At 40.7% G+C, this 16,696-nt stretch carries 12 protein-coding genes, 1 pseudogene and 1 CRISPR repeat array; of the genes and pseudogenes, 6 read left to right on the top strand and 7 right to left on the bottom strand.

Going from position 1 to position 16,696, the window contains the following annotated elements; translation table 11 throughout:
- Positions 1–58: 58 nt before the first annotated feature.
- The 6 genes and pseudogenes from AM629_RS02230 to cas6f all read left to right on the top strand — a co-directional run bounded on the left by AM629_RS02230 (position 59) and on the right by cas6f (position 5,734).
- Positions 59–307, top strand: a pseudogene (locus AM629_RS02230) (type II toxin-antitoxin system Phd/YefM family antitoxin).
- A complete protein-coding gene (locus AM629_RS02225; protein WP_054475750.1) occupies positions 307–606 on the top strand; it encodes a type II toxin-antitoxin system RelE/ParE family toxin in 300 nt (99 codons plus the stop codon). Before AM629_RS02230 ends, AM629_RS02225 begins: the two are co-directional and overlap by 1 nt.
- Before the next feature lie 1,200 nt (positions 607–1,806).
- Positions 1,807–3,174 carry a type I-F CRISPR-associated protein Csy1 gene (gene csy1 / locus AM629_RS02220; protein WP_054475749.1) on the top strand — a complete coding sequence of 456 codons (1,368 nt, stop codon included), beginning with the start codon at positions 1,807–1,809 and terminating at the stop codon, positions 3,172–3,174.
- Complete coding sequence (gene csy2 / locus AM629_RS02215) at positions 3,171–4,133, top strand: type I-F CRISPR-associated protein Csy2 (RefSeq protein ID WP_054475747.1); 963 nt, start codon at positions 3,171–3,173, stop codon at positions 4,131–4,133. Before csy1 ends, csy2 begins: the two co-directional genes overlap by 4 nt.
- Positions 4,134–4,156: 23 nt before the next feature.
- Positions 4,157–5,170, top strand: coding sequence for a type I-F CRISPR-associated protein Csy3 (gene csy3 / locus AM629_RS02210; RefSeq protein ID WP_054475745.1), 1,014 nt, complete (start codon positions 4,157–4,159; stop codon positions 5,168–5,170).
- A gap of 9 nt (positions 5,171–5,179) precedes the next feature.
- Positions 5,180–5,734 carry a type I-F CRISPR-associated endoribonuclease Cas6/Csy4 gene (gene cas6f, locus AM629_RS02205; RefSeq protein WP_054475744.1) on the top strand — a complete coding sequence of 185 codons (555 nt, stop codon included), beginning with the start codon at positions 5,180–5,182 and terminating at the stop codon, positions 5,732–5,734.
- 230 nt (positions 5,735–5,964) lie between these two features.
- Here cas6f and AM629_RS02200 read toward each other — a convergent pair whose 3' ends face one another.
- The 7 genes from AM629_RS02200 to iolG form a co-directional block, all read right to left on the bottom strand.
- Positions 5,965–6,762 (bottom strand): PhzF family phenazine biosynthesis protein, encoded by a 798-nt coding sequence (locus tag AM629_RS02200; RefSeq protein ID WP_054475742.1) that lies wholly within the window; start codon positions 6,760–6,762, stop codon positions 5,965–5,967.
- Positions 6,763–7,092: 330 nt separating this feature from the next.
- Positions 7,093–8,383: direct repeats of the CRISPR family, unit length 28 nt; unit sequence GTTCACTGCCGCACAGGCAGCTTAGAAA.
- Between the two features lie 98 nt (positions 8,384–8,481).
- Entirely contained in the window at positions 8,482–9,309 is an 828-nt protein-coding gene (iolB, locus tag AM629_RS02195) for a 5-deoxy-glucuronate isomerase (RefSeq protein WP_054475740.1), read from the bottom strand.
- 47 nt (positions 9,310–9,356) lie between these two features.
- Positions 9,357–10,247 (bottom strand): myo-inosose-2 dehydratase, encoded by an 891-nt coding sequence (gene iolE / locus AM629_RS02190; protein WP_054475738.1) that lies wholly within the window; start codon positions 10,245–10,247, stop codon positions 9,357–9,359.
- A 39-nt stretch (positions 10,248–10,286) separates the two neighbouring features.
- Positions 10,287–12,191 carry a bifunctional 5-dehydro-2-deoxygluconokinase/5-dehydro-2-deoxyphosphogluconate aldolase gene (locus tag AM629_RS02185; protein ID WP_054475736.1) on the bottom strand — a complete coding sequence of 635 codons (1,905 nt, stop codon included), beginning with the start codon at positions 12,189–12,191 and terminating at the stop codon, positions 10,287–10,289.
- Between the two features lie 75 nt (positions 12,192–12,266).
- A complete protein-coding gene (locus tag AM629_RS02180; RefSeq protein WP_054475734.1) occupies positions 12,267–13,400 on the bottom strand; it encodes a Gfo/Idh/MocA family protein in 1,134 nt (377 codons plus the stop codon).
- Positions 13,401–13,765: 365 nt separating this feature from the next.
- A complete protein-coding gene (locus tag AM629_RS02175; RefSeq protein WP_054475732.1) occupies positions 13,766–15,433 on the bottom strand; it encodes a solute:sodium symporter family transporter in 1,668 nt (555 codons plus the stop codon).
- A 118-nt stretch (positions 15,434–15,551) separates the two neighbouring features.
- Positions 15,552–16,538 (bottom strand): inositol 2-dehydrogenase, encoded by a 987-nt coding sequence (iolG, locus tag AM629_RS02170; protein ID WP_054475730.1) that lies wholly within the window; start codon positions 16,536–16,538, stop codon positions 15,552–15,554.
- Between the last annotated feature and the right edge of the window lie 158 nt (positions 16,539–16,696).

Raw genomic sequence — 16,696 nt, 5'->3', positions numbered from 1 at the left:
ATTGTCGTTCGATTCGTTTGCACTAAGCGAATCGAACGATATTTACGAGACTACAAATATGTATGCACTTTCTGCCAATGAAGCTAAAACTCACTTTGGTGATATGCTGCTAAGAGCGCAGCGAGATTAACAAGAACGGCAAACCGGTTGCTGTTGTTCTATCGATGGATGAATATGAAAACATTGAAGCGCTTAAGATTCAGCTTTTGAAATCCAGAGCAATCCAAGCCAAAGCTGATATTGAAGCAGGTAACCTAGTTGATGGTAAATCGTTTTTTGATGAACTAGAGCAGGTAAGTACGACTAATGCCGATCCTTTATCGTTTAACACCGGATGCCCAAAGAGATCTGATCGAAATCCACCAATTTACCATGAAACAATGGGGGACAGCTCAATCACAAAAATATCTGTTGGAACTACGGAGAATCATTCGTCTGCTCGCTAATACTCCTTCCTTGGGCAAGTTTAGGACTGATATTAGACTGGATATTTTGAGCTTTCCCTATGTCAGCCATGTCATTTATTACGTAGTGCATGAGCAGCAATTAGTTGTGTTCGGTGTGTTGCACAAACGTATGGTGTCGTTGAACCTCCTAGCCGAGTGAGAAGTGATTTAATGTAATTGATTTTTTTGAATAGAAATTAAAGATGGAAAACACTAATTTCATTCTTCAATTGGACTCTTCCAAAGGTAAGCATCAATTCTTCAACTTATGCTATTGAAAAATGCGGTACATTATTATGTCTATATTGCTGGGCAAAATGGAGTCCTTGTTCCTTGGTTCGTAAAGTAATAATTCACCTAGACGACATTGGAGTAGAGCCAATAATCGTGCGGTAATGAGAATCATCTTTTTTATGTTAAGAACGGACTGACAGTGGAATGCACTCAATGTAGCAGATATTGCTTCTTCTTCAAGTTCTACTCATCGGTATTTTGATTTAAATTAACCCTATTTCTATGTTTATTAAATAGTATTTTTTTTGTAAAAAATTGTAAATATGGTTGATTTTATAACCTTATATTTCTGTATAGTACAAAAAGAGATCAATTTGGCTTTGGTCCATCATGAAAGAGAAGATGTATCAGGGGGGAAAGGCTTTTGGTATGTGTAATGTTTTTTGTAATTTGGTTAAGTTGTGCAAATGTTTTTGATAATGAGTTGAATATGATACGTACTCAGAAAGTATATATATCTTGTAGTTATAAGGGGGGGACTTATAAGAATACTGGTAGTTTGTAATGGGTGTATATTGGCAGTGCACTGAAATGCACTGCCTGTGCTGCCTGTGCGGCAGTTGGTTTTTGCCTTAGGGTAATAGACATAGAAATATTTCTAAGCTGCCTGTATGGCAGTGCCTACGCCTAGAATCATAAATGTTTAAAGGATTAAATTCCATATAAAATTGCGGGTTACCCTTCAAAAGTACTTAAAAGAGGGAGACTTTTTTAAAATAAATTGAACATTTAAAGAGATAAACTATCTAATGGATGTGTCATTGATGGTGAGATGTTTTATAGGCGTATTCGTTCATCTTGAATTTACAGAAGAAACAAGTTTAATTCTATGACTTGATTGATACCCTATTTTTTCATTACTACAGCAATAATTTTGAGTGAAAATAGGATGTTTTTTTGTGGAATATAGGAGATAAAATCCTAGTAAGGGGAATGGATGAAATAAATTTAAATACGTCGATTGGGGAGATTGAGTATTTATTAGTTGATGATGTACAAAATCATGCTTTCGCGCTAAATTTAGCGAGCACCCAGATTATCATTTTGGTAAGGTAGGTAAAAGCCTATGAATGAAAATGGATTGAGTCGATTTATTGTCGATTATATTGAAAGTTGTAAACAGTCAAAGCTACAGTCAAAGCTGGCGACCTTTGATAAAAAGGCGGAAAAGAAACTGGCGAAGCTAACCACTATGGAGGATATTACGCTAGTTAAGCAAGAGCTAGCTGAACAGCGCAAGGAACAGGAAGAGCGGTATAGAGTTAGAAATTGGTTGGACGATGCCGCAAACCGGGCAAAAAAAATCAGTCGAGCGACACATGCTCCGAAATATACTCATAGTGATGTAAAAGGAAGCAGTGTTTTTTCAGTATTGCCAAATGCAAGAGAAAATACTAAGTATCTTTCTACTTCTGCCTTGCATAAACCAGCAATCGACATAGTAGCGAATGCGCAAGATCTTGATGTCGCAAAATTGCTGCAAACAGAATACCAAGAAGATTCATTGATGGAGTGCTTGAATAGGGAAGATTATTCGGCATTGGCTGAACTGGCGGAAAATGAACAGCAACTTGAACAGTGGGTAAGTGGATTTCGGCAAGCTCTGTCAGATGAAATGCTTTCCTCACATAAACTAGCAAAACAGCTTTATTTCCCGGTAAATAGTGAGTGTGACGAATATCATTTATTAAGTCCGCTATTTTCTTCATCTTTGGCAGACGCTATGCATCAGCGTATTATTGAAGCCCGCTTTGGTGAATTATCTAAAGAAATTAATAAGGCAAAGAAAGAAGAACGTTGGCATCCTGAAACTAGAGTAATTTATCCTAATACGGCTGTATGGAATATTGGTGGTACAAAGCCACAAAATATTTCTTACCTTAATAACGTACGAGGTGGACGAGTTTGGCTTTTATCTTGTGCTTCACCCAATTGGCTAAGTATTACCAAACCTCCTATGGGGCATAGATCCATTTTTGAACGGCGTAGTGAGTTTGTCTCATTAGTTCGTGAAATTATCGGAAAGATGCAGCAATATTTATTTGTTGTTCAACACATTGAAAATAATGAAAAAATCAGAGAGCATCGCCAGGGATTTGTCGATCAAATTATTGATATTTTATTTAACTATATTGCTGGTATACAAAATTTGTTTGAAATTAAAGGCTGGAGTGCCAGTGATGATTGTGAGTTAAAACGAGCTCAACAGCTTTGGCTTGATCCTTATCGCTGTCAACTGGATAAAGAATTCCGATCTGAACGTGAAAGAGGTGACTGGAAAAAAGAAATAGCTGCAGATTTTAGTTACTGGTTGAACCAGAGTTTAAAGCATGAGCGGTTAGAAATGGAATTATCTGAACGTAATGAGTGGGCCTCTGTGTTTAAAAAACGCCTACGTGAATTTGAGGATGAATTGCCAGAGGTACCGTTATGAGCTATTTAATTGTTTTACGTCACATTCGAGTAGAGAATGCTAATGCGATTACTGGCTTAACCTATGGTTTTCCGGCAATTACCCATTTTCTTGGCTTTACTCATGCACTTTCACGTAAGTTGCAACAAAGTCATAATTTAAAATTGGAAAATTGTGGCGTTATTTGTCATAACCACCAACTGCATGCGTATCAATCTGATCCGATTAGGGATAAAGTCTTTGCTTTAACCCGCAATCCATTAACCAGAGAAGAAAAGACCGCTTCTTTTAATGAAGAAGGCCGAATGCATATGACGGTTTCTTTATTAATAGAATGTTCTGGTGAAATTGCTGGTGATACAGAGGCTAAAGAATTGGAACAATATTTACTAGAAATATGTCCAACTCAGCGACTAGCAGGCGGTACTATCACTGAAATTGCTAAAGTGGATGTTATTGCTTTTCCGCAAGAAGAACAAGAAACCCGTAAGTTAATGCGGCGTTTATTGCCGGGGTTTGCCTTGTTAGATCGCTCTGAATTGTTAGCTAAACACTACAAAGAATTAAAACGGGATAATCCTCAGGTAGAAATGATTGATGCCTGGCTTGATTTCTCTACTATTAAAATGCGGGCTATTCCTACGCAAGAGGATAAGCAACCTGAAATTGGAGATCCGGCATATTGGGAATATGTTCCAAAACCGGATTCTGGATATTTAGTTCCTCTAATGACAGGTTATCAGGCAATATCGCCGCTATATCCCGCCGGGAAAGTAGATAAAACCCGTGATCCTAATACGCCATTTTGTTTTGTTGAAGCAATCTACGGGGTAGGTGAATGGAAAAGCCCGCACCGTATTAACGATATTCGCCAGTTACTCTGGTGTTATGACTATCAAGAGGGTGTCTACAGGTGTGGTAATCAACAGACTGTTGCCCGTCAATCCAAACCTAATAAGAAAGTAAGAATAATCGACTGATTAATTTAAAGAAGGATATCTACATGTCTAAATCAACTATTAAAACAGCTTCTGTACTGGCGTTTGAACGTAAACTGTCTAATTCTGATGCTTTAATGTTTGCTGGAAACTGGAAACAAATTGACGGTGAATGGCAACCTATTGCTATTCAGGAAAAAGCTGTCCGAGGGACGATTTCTAACCGCTTGAAAAACGCTTTAACTAGCGATCCGGCCAAATTGGATGCGGAGATTCAAAAAGCAAACCTACAACGTGTTGATGTTGCTGCATTGCCTTTTGATTTTGATACCTTAAAAGTCAGTTTCACATTACGGGTCTTAGGCAATCTTTCCACACCATCAGTATGTAATGATCAGGATTATCAGGTTGCACTAGCAAACATAATCAACCGCTATATCGCTGAACATGGCTTCAAAACTCTCGCAGCACGTTATGCAGAAAACCTGGCTAATGGCCGGTTTTTATGGCGTAACCGGGTTGGTGCCGAAGAAATTAAAGTTCGTGTAAAGGGTAAGGGTAGCAAATGGTGGGAGTTTAACAGCGAAGATTACAGTTTACGTGAATTTAGTCAGGTAGAAAGTGATTTAGCTGAACTGGCTGCTGAAATTGAGGAAGGGTTATCCGGTAACGGATCGACATTCTTCAACGTTGAGGCTTTTGTTCGTTTGGGTCATGGGCAGGAAATTTTCCCTTCTCAAGAGTTGGTTCTCGACAGTAACAGTAAAAAAAGCAAAGTGCTGTATCAGGTGAATGGAATTGCTGCATTACATTCGCAGAAAGTGGGTAATGCGCTTCGCACTATTGATACTTGGTATCCAGATGCATTTGAACTAGGGCTTGGCCCAATTGCTGTTGAACCCTATGGTTCTGTAACCAGTCGCGGTAAAGCTTATCGTCAGCCTAAAGCAAAAATGGATTTTTATACGTTGTTGGATAACTGGGTTGTCAAAGGAAAAGCACCAGAAGAAGTAGAGCAACAACACTATGTTATGGCGATTTTAATCCGAGGTGGTGTTTTCGGTGAAAAAGGTGAATAAGGGGATCAAATGGATTATTACTTTGAAATCCGTGTTCTTCCTGATCCTGAATTTAGCCAGCAAGACCTTATGGAAGCGTTATTTGCTAAACTGCATCGGGCTTTGGGGCAAGTAGGTAACGGGCGTATTGGGGTCAGTTTTCCTTGTGCGAGAAAAACACTGGGGGATACGCTAAGGATTCACGGTTCAAGCGAAGCATTGAATGATTTGCAGTCTTTATCTTGGTTAAAAGGACTCCGGGATTATGCTGAGGTGATTGATATCAAGCTGGTACCTAAGGATGCTCGATATCGTCGTGTTAGCCGAGTGCAGGTAAAAAGCAATGTTGATAGGATTCGCCGTCGTTCGATTAAAAAAGGGTGGTTAACGGAGGAACAAGCTCGGCAGTGTATTCCAATAAGCAAAGAGCAACGTACTCATTTACCTTTTTTGCGTCTTAAGAGTTTGTCATCAAGACAAACCTTTTCATTGTTTATCGAACAAGGACCAATAGAAGATAAACCGACACTGGGAGTTTTTAGCTCTTATGGATTAAGTGCATCAGCTACTATTCCTTGGTTTTGACCCTTTTTTAGCGGTTAATCATAATTTATTTAAGGGATTAGCCGCTACCAATAAGAAGGGTTTTTTCCACTTTTTGTAACTATGCTATTTAATAATCAGTCGGTAAGAATTAATTATTAATGTTCACTGCTGCATAGGCAGCCAGAAGAAAAGAGTTTTGCTTTAATGGCAGAACTCTTTTTTCTCTCTTATAACCTTCAATATCAATAATGAGTGTTGAGGTTATTATCTTAGGAAATAATTGAAGTATTGAGGATGATATGCCCGTAGGAAAATAATGTAGCTTTTCCTAATAAATGTACTCGATCTCCATGCAATTCACACACAATGTTTCCACTGCGTTTTGACAATTGGCGTGCATACAATCTCTGTTTATTTAAACGGTCGCTCCAAAATGGGGCTAATACACAATGTGATGAGCCGGTTACTGGATCTTCTGATACGCCTTTAGCGGGTGCAAAATATCGGGAAACAAAGTCAATTTGTTGTTCACCTGGTGCTGTTATAGCAACTCCCGGTAGAGGCAGAGTCGCTATTTTGTTAAAATCAGGTTTTGTATTTAGAACTTGTTCTGCGGTTTCGAGTAAACAAATATAACGATTATGAGAGACAAAAAGCTCAGATATTTTCTGGCCTAGGGCATTTTCTATATTTGTTTGTAGAGTGGATTCTTTTTTGTATGTTGCTTTGGGTAAATCAAGTGTATAAGTACCGTTGTCATGATAAACGGCAATATCACCTGAGCGAGTCTGAAATACGATGGGATTATCAGTAATGGATAAATGTTCAATCATGACGAAAGCTGTCGCTAATGTTGCGTGCCCACATAAATCAACTTCAACTTTTGGTGTAAACCAACGTAAATGATTACCAACAAGAAAAGCAGTTTCGGAGAGATTGACTTCCATGGCAATAGATAATAGTGCCTCATTTGAAAGCCAATTATCCAATATAACAACAGCGGCTGGATTGCCGGAAAATAGGTGATCTGTGAATGCATCAACATGATAGATGGGTAGTGAAGTCATTTAATTCTCTCTTAAAATAGAATTATCTATAGGGTCATGAAAAGGGATCAATGTTTTTAATTTTTATTCAAAAATTACCCGCTATTTTATACAACTATATGTAATTGGAAAGAGAGTAAGCTGCACAGTTTTAAAATATTTAGTTGGTTTACCGAAACATTGGGTATCGTTGTGTTAACCAGATATGGGACCCTATTTTGACCCTTTTTTTGTGGTTTGTTATAACTTGTTGATTTATCTATAATATTATTTGGTGCTTATAAAAAGGGTTTTTCTGCTTTTTGTCATTATGTTCTTTAATAATCAGTAAATTAAAGTTAGTATCTAACAGTTCACTGCCGCACAGGCAGCTTAGAAACAATCGTGGCACCGACAATTAAAACCGCCAGGGTTCACTGCCGCACAGGCAGCTTAGAAATGGTATAGTCATTGGACTCCTGTGAGTTCTGGGTTCACTGCCGCACAGGCAGCTTAGAAAGATTCGCCCAATCTGATTAATTATCATTACATGTTCACTGCCGCACAGGCAGCTTAGAAATGTAAAATTCGTAACGAAAAGCTTTTTCATAAAGTTCACTGCCGCACAGGCAGCTTAGAAAATACGCTGGAAATCTCTGACGCATTGATAGCCGTTCACTGCCGCACAGGCAGCTTAGAAAACACTAAAAGAGCTAGCATCTAACGTATAAAAGTTCACTGCCGCACAGGCAGCTTAGAAATAATCTATTACGATAGAAGAAGATATCATTAATGTTCACTGCCGCACAGGCAGCTTAGAAAACAATTAAATTCTCTCTGCAATTAACTCACTAGTTCACTGCCGCACAGGCAGCTTAGAAACTGTTTAAGCTGCCACAACGCATACAAGCAGAGTTCACTGCCGCACAGGCAGCTTAGAAATACAGCAGAGGAAGATGATTGGGATAAAAGGCGTTCACTGCCGCACAGGCAGCTTAGAAAATTAAGGTTTTCGCTATTTGAACGGTCTTCCTGTTCACTGCCGCACAGGCAGCTTAGAAATAGAATCTTTGTTGCTGGCGTCTTTGCAATAGGTTCACTGCCGCACAGGCAGCTTAGAAACTCGCTAAACCAAAAACAGCTGTAATCAGAACGTTCACTGCCGCACAGGCAGCTTAGAAAGTTTTCGGGAAGCTGGATGCTGTTTGTTGTTTGTTCACTGCCGCACAGGCAGCTTAGAAAGTGCGTAGTACCACCTAAACCTTGGGTCTCTAGTTCACTGCCGCACAGGCAGCTTAGAAATGACTCTCAAGCGTGGCGAACTGACGACATGAGTTCACTGCCGCACAGGCAGCTTAGAAAAAAAGCAAATACTTTACCTTTATACTCTAATAGTTCACTGCCGCACAGGCAGCTTAGAAAATGCCATTAATATACATATCAACCCTCACTGACGTTCACTGCCGCACAGGCAGCTTAGAAAGTTTCTTTGCAGCGCGGGTGAATGATGATTTTGTTCACTGCCGCACAGGCAGCTTAGAAATTACGCCAAAGTAATTGGTGTTACAGCGACACGTTCACTGCCGCACAGGCAGCTTAGAAAAGTAACAATCGCATACCTGAAAACTTCTCCGCGTTCACTGCCGCACAGGCAGCTTAGAAAAGAGAATTCCCTCCGCAAAGGATGGTGTAACTGTTCACTGCCGTACAGGCAGCAGCGCACTCGATTGAATGCGCTAAATGCTTCCGTCTAAATATGCATCATTTCTTGTGCTTCTGAGCATATTCTTCACTATTAACCCATTGATGATCCTTTTCCCAAGTAAATAACCAATTACGGGTTGGTCCTGCCATGACATTGAGATAGTAGTTGTCGTAACCGGCAATGGTTGCTACCGGATGATAGCCTTTGGGAACCATGACCACATCTTTGTTGTAAACAGCCATTGATTCATCCAGTGAACGGTCGTCGGTATAGATGCGTTGTATACAGAATCCCTGAGGTGGGTTTAAACGATGATAATAGGTTTCTTCCAGATAGGTTTCCTGTGGTTGATTATCCGTATCGTGTTTATGGCTGGGATAGGAGCTGGTACAACCTTCATCGGTAAAGACTTCAACCACCAACAAGCTATCAGCCGGTTTGTTATCCGGTAGGATGTTGTGAACATAGCGCTGGTTATAGCCATTTCCACGTTGTTCTGCATCAATATCCTGTGGTGTAATCAGGCGAGTTGGATAGCTTCCTTTTCCCGGTGCTTGGCATACAGCCAGTTCGAGAGCGGTATCAGCAATAATTTCAACAGATTCCCCCGCAGTGATGTAAACGGCATAAGGTTTTGTGCGTTCAAATGGTTCCATGCGATCGCCAATATGCTCAAATTGCTGATGTGGCGTAGTCACTGTGGCTTTGCCTGCCACTAAAACCAGACAGGTTTCATTTTCTGATGCAGGTAATGTGATTTTTTCATTTAAGGCTAATTCATAAACATCAAAGTGGACATATTGCCAGTTTGCCGATTCTGGCGTGATATGTTGAGTTCGTTTATTCTGATCCGGTGCATGATATTTCGATAATAATCTGGACATGTTACTTACCTCAGCATTGCTTTTGCATGAATCAAATAAGTGACTAATTAAAGTAACCCTGCGTTTCTGGCAAGTTGATGTAAATTGTTGTAACCCATCGTTGCGTAGGTTAATGGGGGAGCCACCGCAGGATCTTGTTCTGCTTCAACCACTAGCCAGCCGTGATAATAATGCTTTTTCAGTACCTGAAAAATTGCGGCATAATCAATGCAACCATCCCCCGGTACGGTGAATACACCACTCAGCACAGCATCAAGGAAACTGGTTTTACGGTTTTTTACATCGTTAAGTACATCAGGTCGGATGTCTTTACAGTGAACATGATTAATGCGTTTTGCACAGCGTTCTGCGATAGCCAGAGGGTCAGCGCCAGCAAATGTCAGATGACCCGTATCCAGTAACAATCCAACTTCATCACCGGTATTTTTCATCAGATGATCAATATCTTCCGCAGTTTCAATGACGGTTCCCATGTGGTGGTGATAGGCAATCCGAATGCCTTGTTCTTGAGTATAACGAGCGAATTCAGTCAATTTTTCACCGTATTCTTGCCAGCGATCAGCCGGAAATTGAGGACGAAGATGAACAGGTTTGTTCTGATCGCCGTGAATACAATTTGTCACTTCAGCCAATACCATGATGTTGGCTCCGAGTTCACGCAGCAGGGTCAGGTGAGATTGTACCGCTTTAATCTCTTCTGCGACTGAACGGGTAAGTAATTCGCTGGAGTACCAGCCAGATACCAGTTTTAGATCGTGTGCGGCAAGAATTGGACCTAATATGCTGGCTTGGCGAGGGAATTTATTGCCCAGTTCAAAACCAGTAAACCCAGCCTGACGGCCTTCAGTTAAGCAGGTTTCCAGTGGGGTTTCTGCGCCAAGAGTAGGCAAGTCATCATTGGTCCAGGTTAGAGGGTTGATACCAAGTTGAACAGTCATTATGAATCTCCAGTAAGATGAAATAATTTTGCTATATTTTTATCTACGCTGACGCCACAGGCTAATCAGGTTGTGATAGTTAATTTTTATTTTTTGGATCAAACTGTCATCATCAATCTCGTTTTTTAGCCACTGGAGGGATGGTTGACCGAACAAGGTTCTTCCAACGGCAAAACCTTTGACGATAGATTTCCCGGCGGCGGCATTAAAGCCAGTTTCCAATTCTTCTTGTGGGGCATCAAGACCAAGAATAACTACCCCACGGCAATATGGGTCCCGTTGTTGGATTAGATAGTTAATACTGTCCCAGCTATCGGCACTAAGGGGAGGAAGTTTCCACCAATCCGGTTTAACACCGAGGTTATAAAAGCGTTTCAGTGCACGGATATAGTATTCATCTGAATGTTCCATTTTTGCCGGTAAGATAATTTCCAGTAAGAGTTCATGACCCGATTTACAGCATGCAGCATAAATTTTTTGAACTTTTTTCTCTTGTTTCAGACGAAGGGTGTGAGCGTCTTCCGGGTGAAAAATAACCAGGCATTTGACGATATGCTCTAGCGGCCAGTCAATAAGTTGGGAACCGATGTTGCCATGTTCCAGACAGAGCGGGCGGGAGCCTGGTAGCTCAATTGGGCGGCCTATCCACCAACCCTGACCTGTGATTTCATTCAAAACATCTTGACCAAAAGTGCTGTCACATAACAGACCTGCTTTCCCTTGTAATCCAGCTTCTATGGCAACTTCCTGACTGGCATGCAGTAAAAGTTGTTTTAATAATGAAATACGCTTGATACTGGCATTTGCTTGACGAGCCATTTCGATAAATTGGATTCGGTGATCAAATGCCATCACGCACAATTCATCCCATTGCTTTTTACGGGCGCCAATACGGTGAAGGTGATTAAGTATTTCATCTAAATCAGGGCGTAGTAGCTGATTGGCTCGTGACAAATAGTTATCAAGCTCTGTTTTATCTGGCATTGCTGGGGCACACCCATGACGGGAGACGACTAATGCACCACAGGCATTGGCGTAGGTACAAGCTTTTTCCCAACCTTCGTTATTAAGATAGCCGCGCAACAGGCCAGACATAAAAGCATCTCCGGCACCGAGGACATTAAATACATCGACACGAACTCCTTGTATGGTAATGCCATCATCCAAATCATCAGGGATTTTAGCGGTAAACACAGAGCATCCCAGAGGTCCACGTTTACAAACTAATGTAGCTGCAGTCAGTTTACGGATATTGCGTAGTGCTTCGATGGTATTTGTTGAGCCACCCGCAATGTGAAATTCTTCTTCTGTTCCAACAATCAGGTCAAACAGAGATAACACTTCCTGTAACTGAGCTGTCACCGGTTCCGATTCGATATAACGGGTTTCACCATCTCCCAGAGCAGTCAGCCCCCAAAGGACAGGACGATAATCAATATCAATAACTGTTTTGACATCATTACGGCGAGCGTAATTAAGGGCGGTCAATACGGCATCACGGGTATTTGGGTGAGAAAGATGTGTGCCGGTGATTGCTAAACAACGGGCTGATGCAATGTATTTTTCACTGAAATCATCACGGGTAATTGCCATATCGGCGCAATTATCACGATAGAAGATCAGTGGAAAAGTTGTTTTATCTTTGATTCCCAGTAGTACTAATGCGGTAAGACGTGCTTTATCAGTGATTAGATGGCTGGTATCACAGCCAACACTTTGTAACTCTTCCCTAAGAAAACGTCCCATATGTTCATCACCGACTCTGGCTAGCATGGAAGATTTAAGCCCCTGACGGGCAGTACCATAGGCAACGTTACCGGAAGAGCCACCAAGATATTTTGCAAAACTTCCCATGTCTTCCAGACGTGCTCCAATTTGCTGACCATAAAGGTCAACGGCGATTCGCCCCATGCAGATGACATCAAATTTTTTTGGCTGCTCCATTGAACAATTCCTTATTAAGTACAATATCAAGTGTTGCTATGATGAGCTTCGATAGTGGAGGGTTGATAAAAATAATTAATTTATTTCAGTGACATTCACCCAACGTTGTTCTTTATAAGAACGAGCAATGGCGTCCAGAATGCGTGAAACTTTCCAGCCTTCGGTGAAATCCGGCCAGATCTCTTTATTGCTGGCGATACCATTAAGCAAATCTCTGATTTCCACCGTTTTTTGATCATTGAAACCGATGCCGTGACCGGTACCGTTACAAAATGGTGCGTAGTCAGGATGTTCTGGGCCAATAAGAATAGTTTTAAATCCTTGACGGTTTGCTGGTTCATCGTGGCGGTAAAGTTTTAATTCAGCCATTCTTTCTTGGGTGAAACTTAAAGTGCCTTTTGTGCCTGTGATGATGTAGCTCAAGCCCATTTTGCGGCCACAGGCAACACGTGAAGTCTCAATAATACCCATTGCTCCGCCGCCGAAACGTACCATGGCATGCGCTTGATCTTCGTTTTCTACGGCAACCATGACGCTGGAGCCTATTTTTTCCGGGCGCTCTTTGATGACAATTTCCATGTCTGCGCAAACAGTTTGAATATCACCAACCAGATATTGCGCCATGTTAATGATATGTGCAGCAAGATCACCCAATGCACCTAATCCCGCTTTATCTTTGAAACAGTGCCAGTGAATAGGGCTGAGTGGATCAGCCATATAGTCTTCGTTATGAGTGCCATAGAAGTGAATGATTTCACCAATTTCACCATTTGAAATGATCTCTTTAGCCAGTTGTGACGTGGGGTTTTTCACATAGTTAAACCCTACCAGGGTCTTTACTCCGGCTTTTTGGGCTGCTTCAACCATAAGTTTTGCGTCAGTTGAATTTAGTGCCAGTGGTTTTTCGCAATAAACGTGCTTACCGTGTTTGATTGCTTCGAGGGCCATCTCTTTGTGAAGAAAATTTGGTGAACAGATGTCAACAACATCAATATTAGGATCTGCGACTAGTTCACGCCAATTATCGGTAAAACGTCGGAAGCCTAATGCTTTAGACTGTTTTGCTGCCAGTTCAGCAGAAACTTCTGCTACCATGTCACGAACTAACTTGCCTTTCATTGGGAAAACAGTGGCAGCTTGTGCATATGCAATTGCATGCGTTCGCCCGATGTAACCAGTACCGATTAAGCCGATATGAATCTCTTTCATAGCTGTGTTTCTCCGAATGAAAGCTGGCAAGCTGTCTATTGTTTACTGTAAGTTTGTGTGTGTTGTCAGTTGACCCTGGTTGTTGTCATATTCCCGTTATACGAAACATTTATTTCATTTTCAATTTAATTTGGATTTTTAATTTCGCATTGTGATCTGGTAAGGATTTTTGGGTTAACATGATGTTAAATAGAGATAATGTTCTCATGGTATATTCATTATTTAGTAGTAAAGGTAAATTAAATGGGATATTGAAACTTTTGTTCCATTCATGTTCTGGTATATAGTGTGGGCCTTAATGGTGGGAATAAATCACATAATTAATCTCTTCCCTATTGTTGTAGGGAAGAGATTTTTCTATTGCTTTACTTCCTGAGCAAGGATTTACCCATTTTATAGAACACATAAAACAACACTAATGCGGCAAACAAATAATAAATAATCATGATTACTTGGGGGACATGATGTGCGAGAAATACATACATAGAAATTGAACTCAATATAATTAACCATGCAACAGGTTTCACTATAGACCACGGTGTAATATCCACCTGCTCGGTATAAACATCTTCAAATGGTTTGGCTGGAAAGAAGTAGCCAATAGCCAGCATGAAAATAATATTGAGAACAAACAGAATACCGACCAGATGAAAGAAATGCAGATCAATTTTTAAAATGAAGTTGCAGATAATATAAGCGGACATACCGAATAGTAGGCCGAGTTTAGCGGCGATAGGGGGCACACGTTTAGTCATCAGACCAACTAATACTACACTGAGAATCGGTGCATTAAAAATCCCCTGTAATTGTTGAATGAGATAGAACAGGCCATCTGGCGCATTAGCGACTAATGGAGCAACAATCATGGTTGTTAAAGTTAACCCAATCCCCAGATATTTACCAACAGTCACTGTTTGAGCTTCAGTTGCGTTTTTATTAATTCGTTGTCTGTAGATATTGACGGTAAAAAGTGTCATAGATGAATTAAGTCCTCCACTGAATGTAGAGAATACTGCACCGACAACGACAGCCGCAAAGAAACCAACTAATATTTCAGGCAGAACCAGATGTACCAGTTCGGGATAGGCGTTATCGGGGTTATCTATTTGCCCTTTGAAAATATGGAAGGCAATAATGCCTGGCAGAATAATAATAGAGGGAATGATTAACTTAAAGAAAGCACACAGCATGACACCTTTTTGTCCTTCTGCCAGGTTTTTTGCACCAAGGGCTTTTTGAACAATAGATTGATTGGTACACCAGAAAAACATATTGGAAATAATCAAGCCAGTAAATAATGTGGAGAAAGGAACCAGCGAATCTTCACTGCCGATAGAGTTAAATTTATCGGGATTAGCTTGATAAACCTCAACTAATCCTTGCCAGGCATTGCCACTGCCGACGTAGAGCAGAGCAAAAATTGTCACCATTAATCCACCAACGATTAAACCAACTCCGTTAATGGTATCTGCCACTGCAATGGCTTTGATACCACCAAATATGGCATAAATAGCGCCTAATCCACCGACACCCCAAACCATAATCCACAAAGCTGTGGCTTTATTGACACTAAATACCTCAGAAACCTGGAACAGACTTTCCAGCGCAATCGCGCCGGTATACAGCACAATGGGTAGTAATGAAATAACATACATTGCCAGAAATAGAATTGAGGTAATAAATAAGGTATTTTTGTCAAACCGACGTTCAAGATATTCCGGTATGGTTGAAATGCCAAGTTTGAGGTACTTCGGTAGGAAATAAATAGCAAATAAGACGATTGTCATGGCTGCAATAACTTCCCAAGCCATGACGATAAACCCGGTTCGGAATGCCAAGCCATTTAAACCGACTAAATGTTCTGTCGATAGGTTCATCAGCAGCATAGAGCTACCAATATAAACTCCTGTCAGGGAACGGCCACCAAGAAAATAACCTTCAGCAGATTCTGTCAGGCGGGCATTATGTGTTTTGTAATAAGCAAAACCTGCTACTAATAAGGTGAAACCGGTAAATGAGAGAAAAGCTAACATATTATCCTCCATGCCTGATTGACTGTTTTTAGGCAGTAATATGCTGACGGGAAAAAAGGTTTTTCCCGTTTTTATGGTGAAAATAAATGTGAGTCAGTTATTCAGGTGTGGTCCTGTTTTATAATCTGACTTCTTGGCCGGAGTGCAGGGATTCGAGCGCTTTATCTGCCAGATAAAGTGCTTGTTTGCCATCAGAGCCATTGCATTCTGGTATAGCCCGGTCAGCCATGACATCGACAAAATGATCCCATTCAGCAATATATGCTTCTCGATAACGTTGCAGGAAGAAATGCTCTGGCTTGGCCGTTAAACAACCCGTGTTTTCCCAAAGTTCAACACTGTTTTCTTTGATGTTACCAGCACGGAGTAAGCCTTTTTCACCATGCAGTTCAATCCGCTGATCATAGCCATAACCGGAACGTCGACTATTGGTAATGGCTGCTATTACGCCTGATGGAAATTTCATAACAATAAAGGCGGTATCGATATCATCGGCCTGCCCAATTGCGGGGTCAATTAAGTTACTGCCTTGTGCATAGATCGAATATGGCTCTTCACCGATAATAAAACGTGCCATATCGAAATCATGGATTGTCATATCTCGGAACATACCACCAGAGACTTTGACATATTCAACAGATGGAGGAGAAGGATCACGGGAAGTAATCAGCAGAGATTCAGCTTTTCCTATCGTGCCAGCATCAAATAGGGTTTTTATTCGACGAAATTGAGGATCGTAACGGCGGTTAAAGCCAACAAATAGCGGGACCTGATATTGTTTAATCGTCTCAAGGCAATGATGAACACGTTCAATATCCAGGTGAATGGGTTTTTCACAGAAAATTTTTTTGTGATGCTTTGCTGCGATTTCAATTAGGTTTGCATGAGTGTCTGTTGCTGAAGCAATAAGAACACCCTCTATTTTGGGGTCAGACATGGCCTGTTCAATAGTCTGTATTTTTGTCTGATATTTCTGTGCTAAAAGTTCTGCACTTTTCTTATGCGGATCGATAACGGAATAAAGGCAGGTTTCTTTATGGTTAGCGATATTTGCCGCATGTACTTGTCCAATCCGTCCGGCGCCAAATAATGCAATGTTGAACATAAATGCTCCTTGATACCTGGGTAATCTGCTTTGGGTATACTTAAAAATATATCAATTAGAATATTTATTTCAATTTTACAATGATTGGAAATTATATTTTTGCGTGACGGATAGCATTTTATTAATGATAATATTAAATTTGTGTTAAATAGATCACG

This window comes from Photorhabdus heterorhabditis, from assembly GCF_001280945.1.
Taxonomy (GTDB): domain Bacteria; phylum Pseudomonadota; class Gammaproteobacteria; order Enterobacterales; family Enterobacteriaceae; genus Photorhabdus; species Photorhabdus heterorhabditis.
Note: the sequence above shows the minus strand (reverse complement) of the source record. Positions and strands in the feature narration are given on the sequence as shown.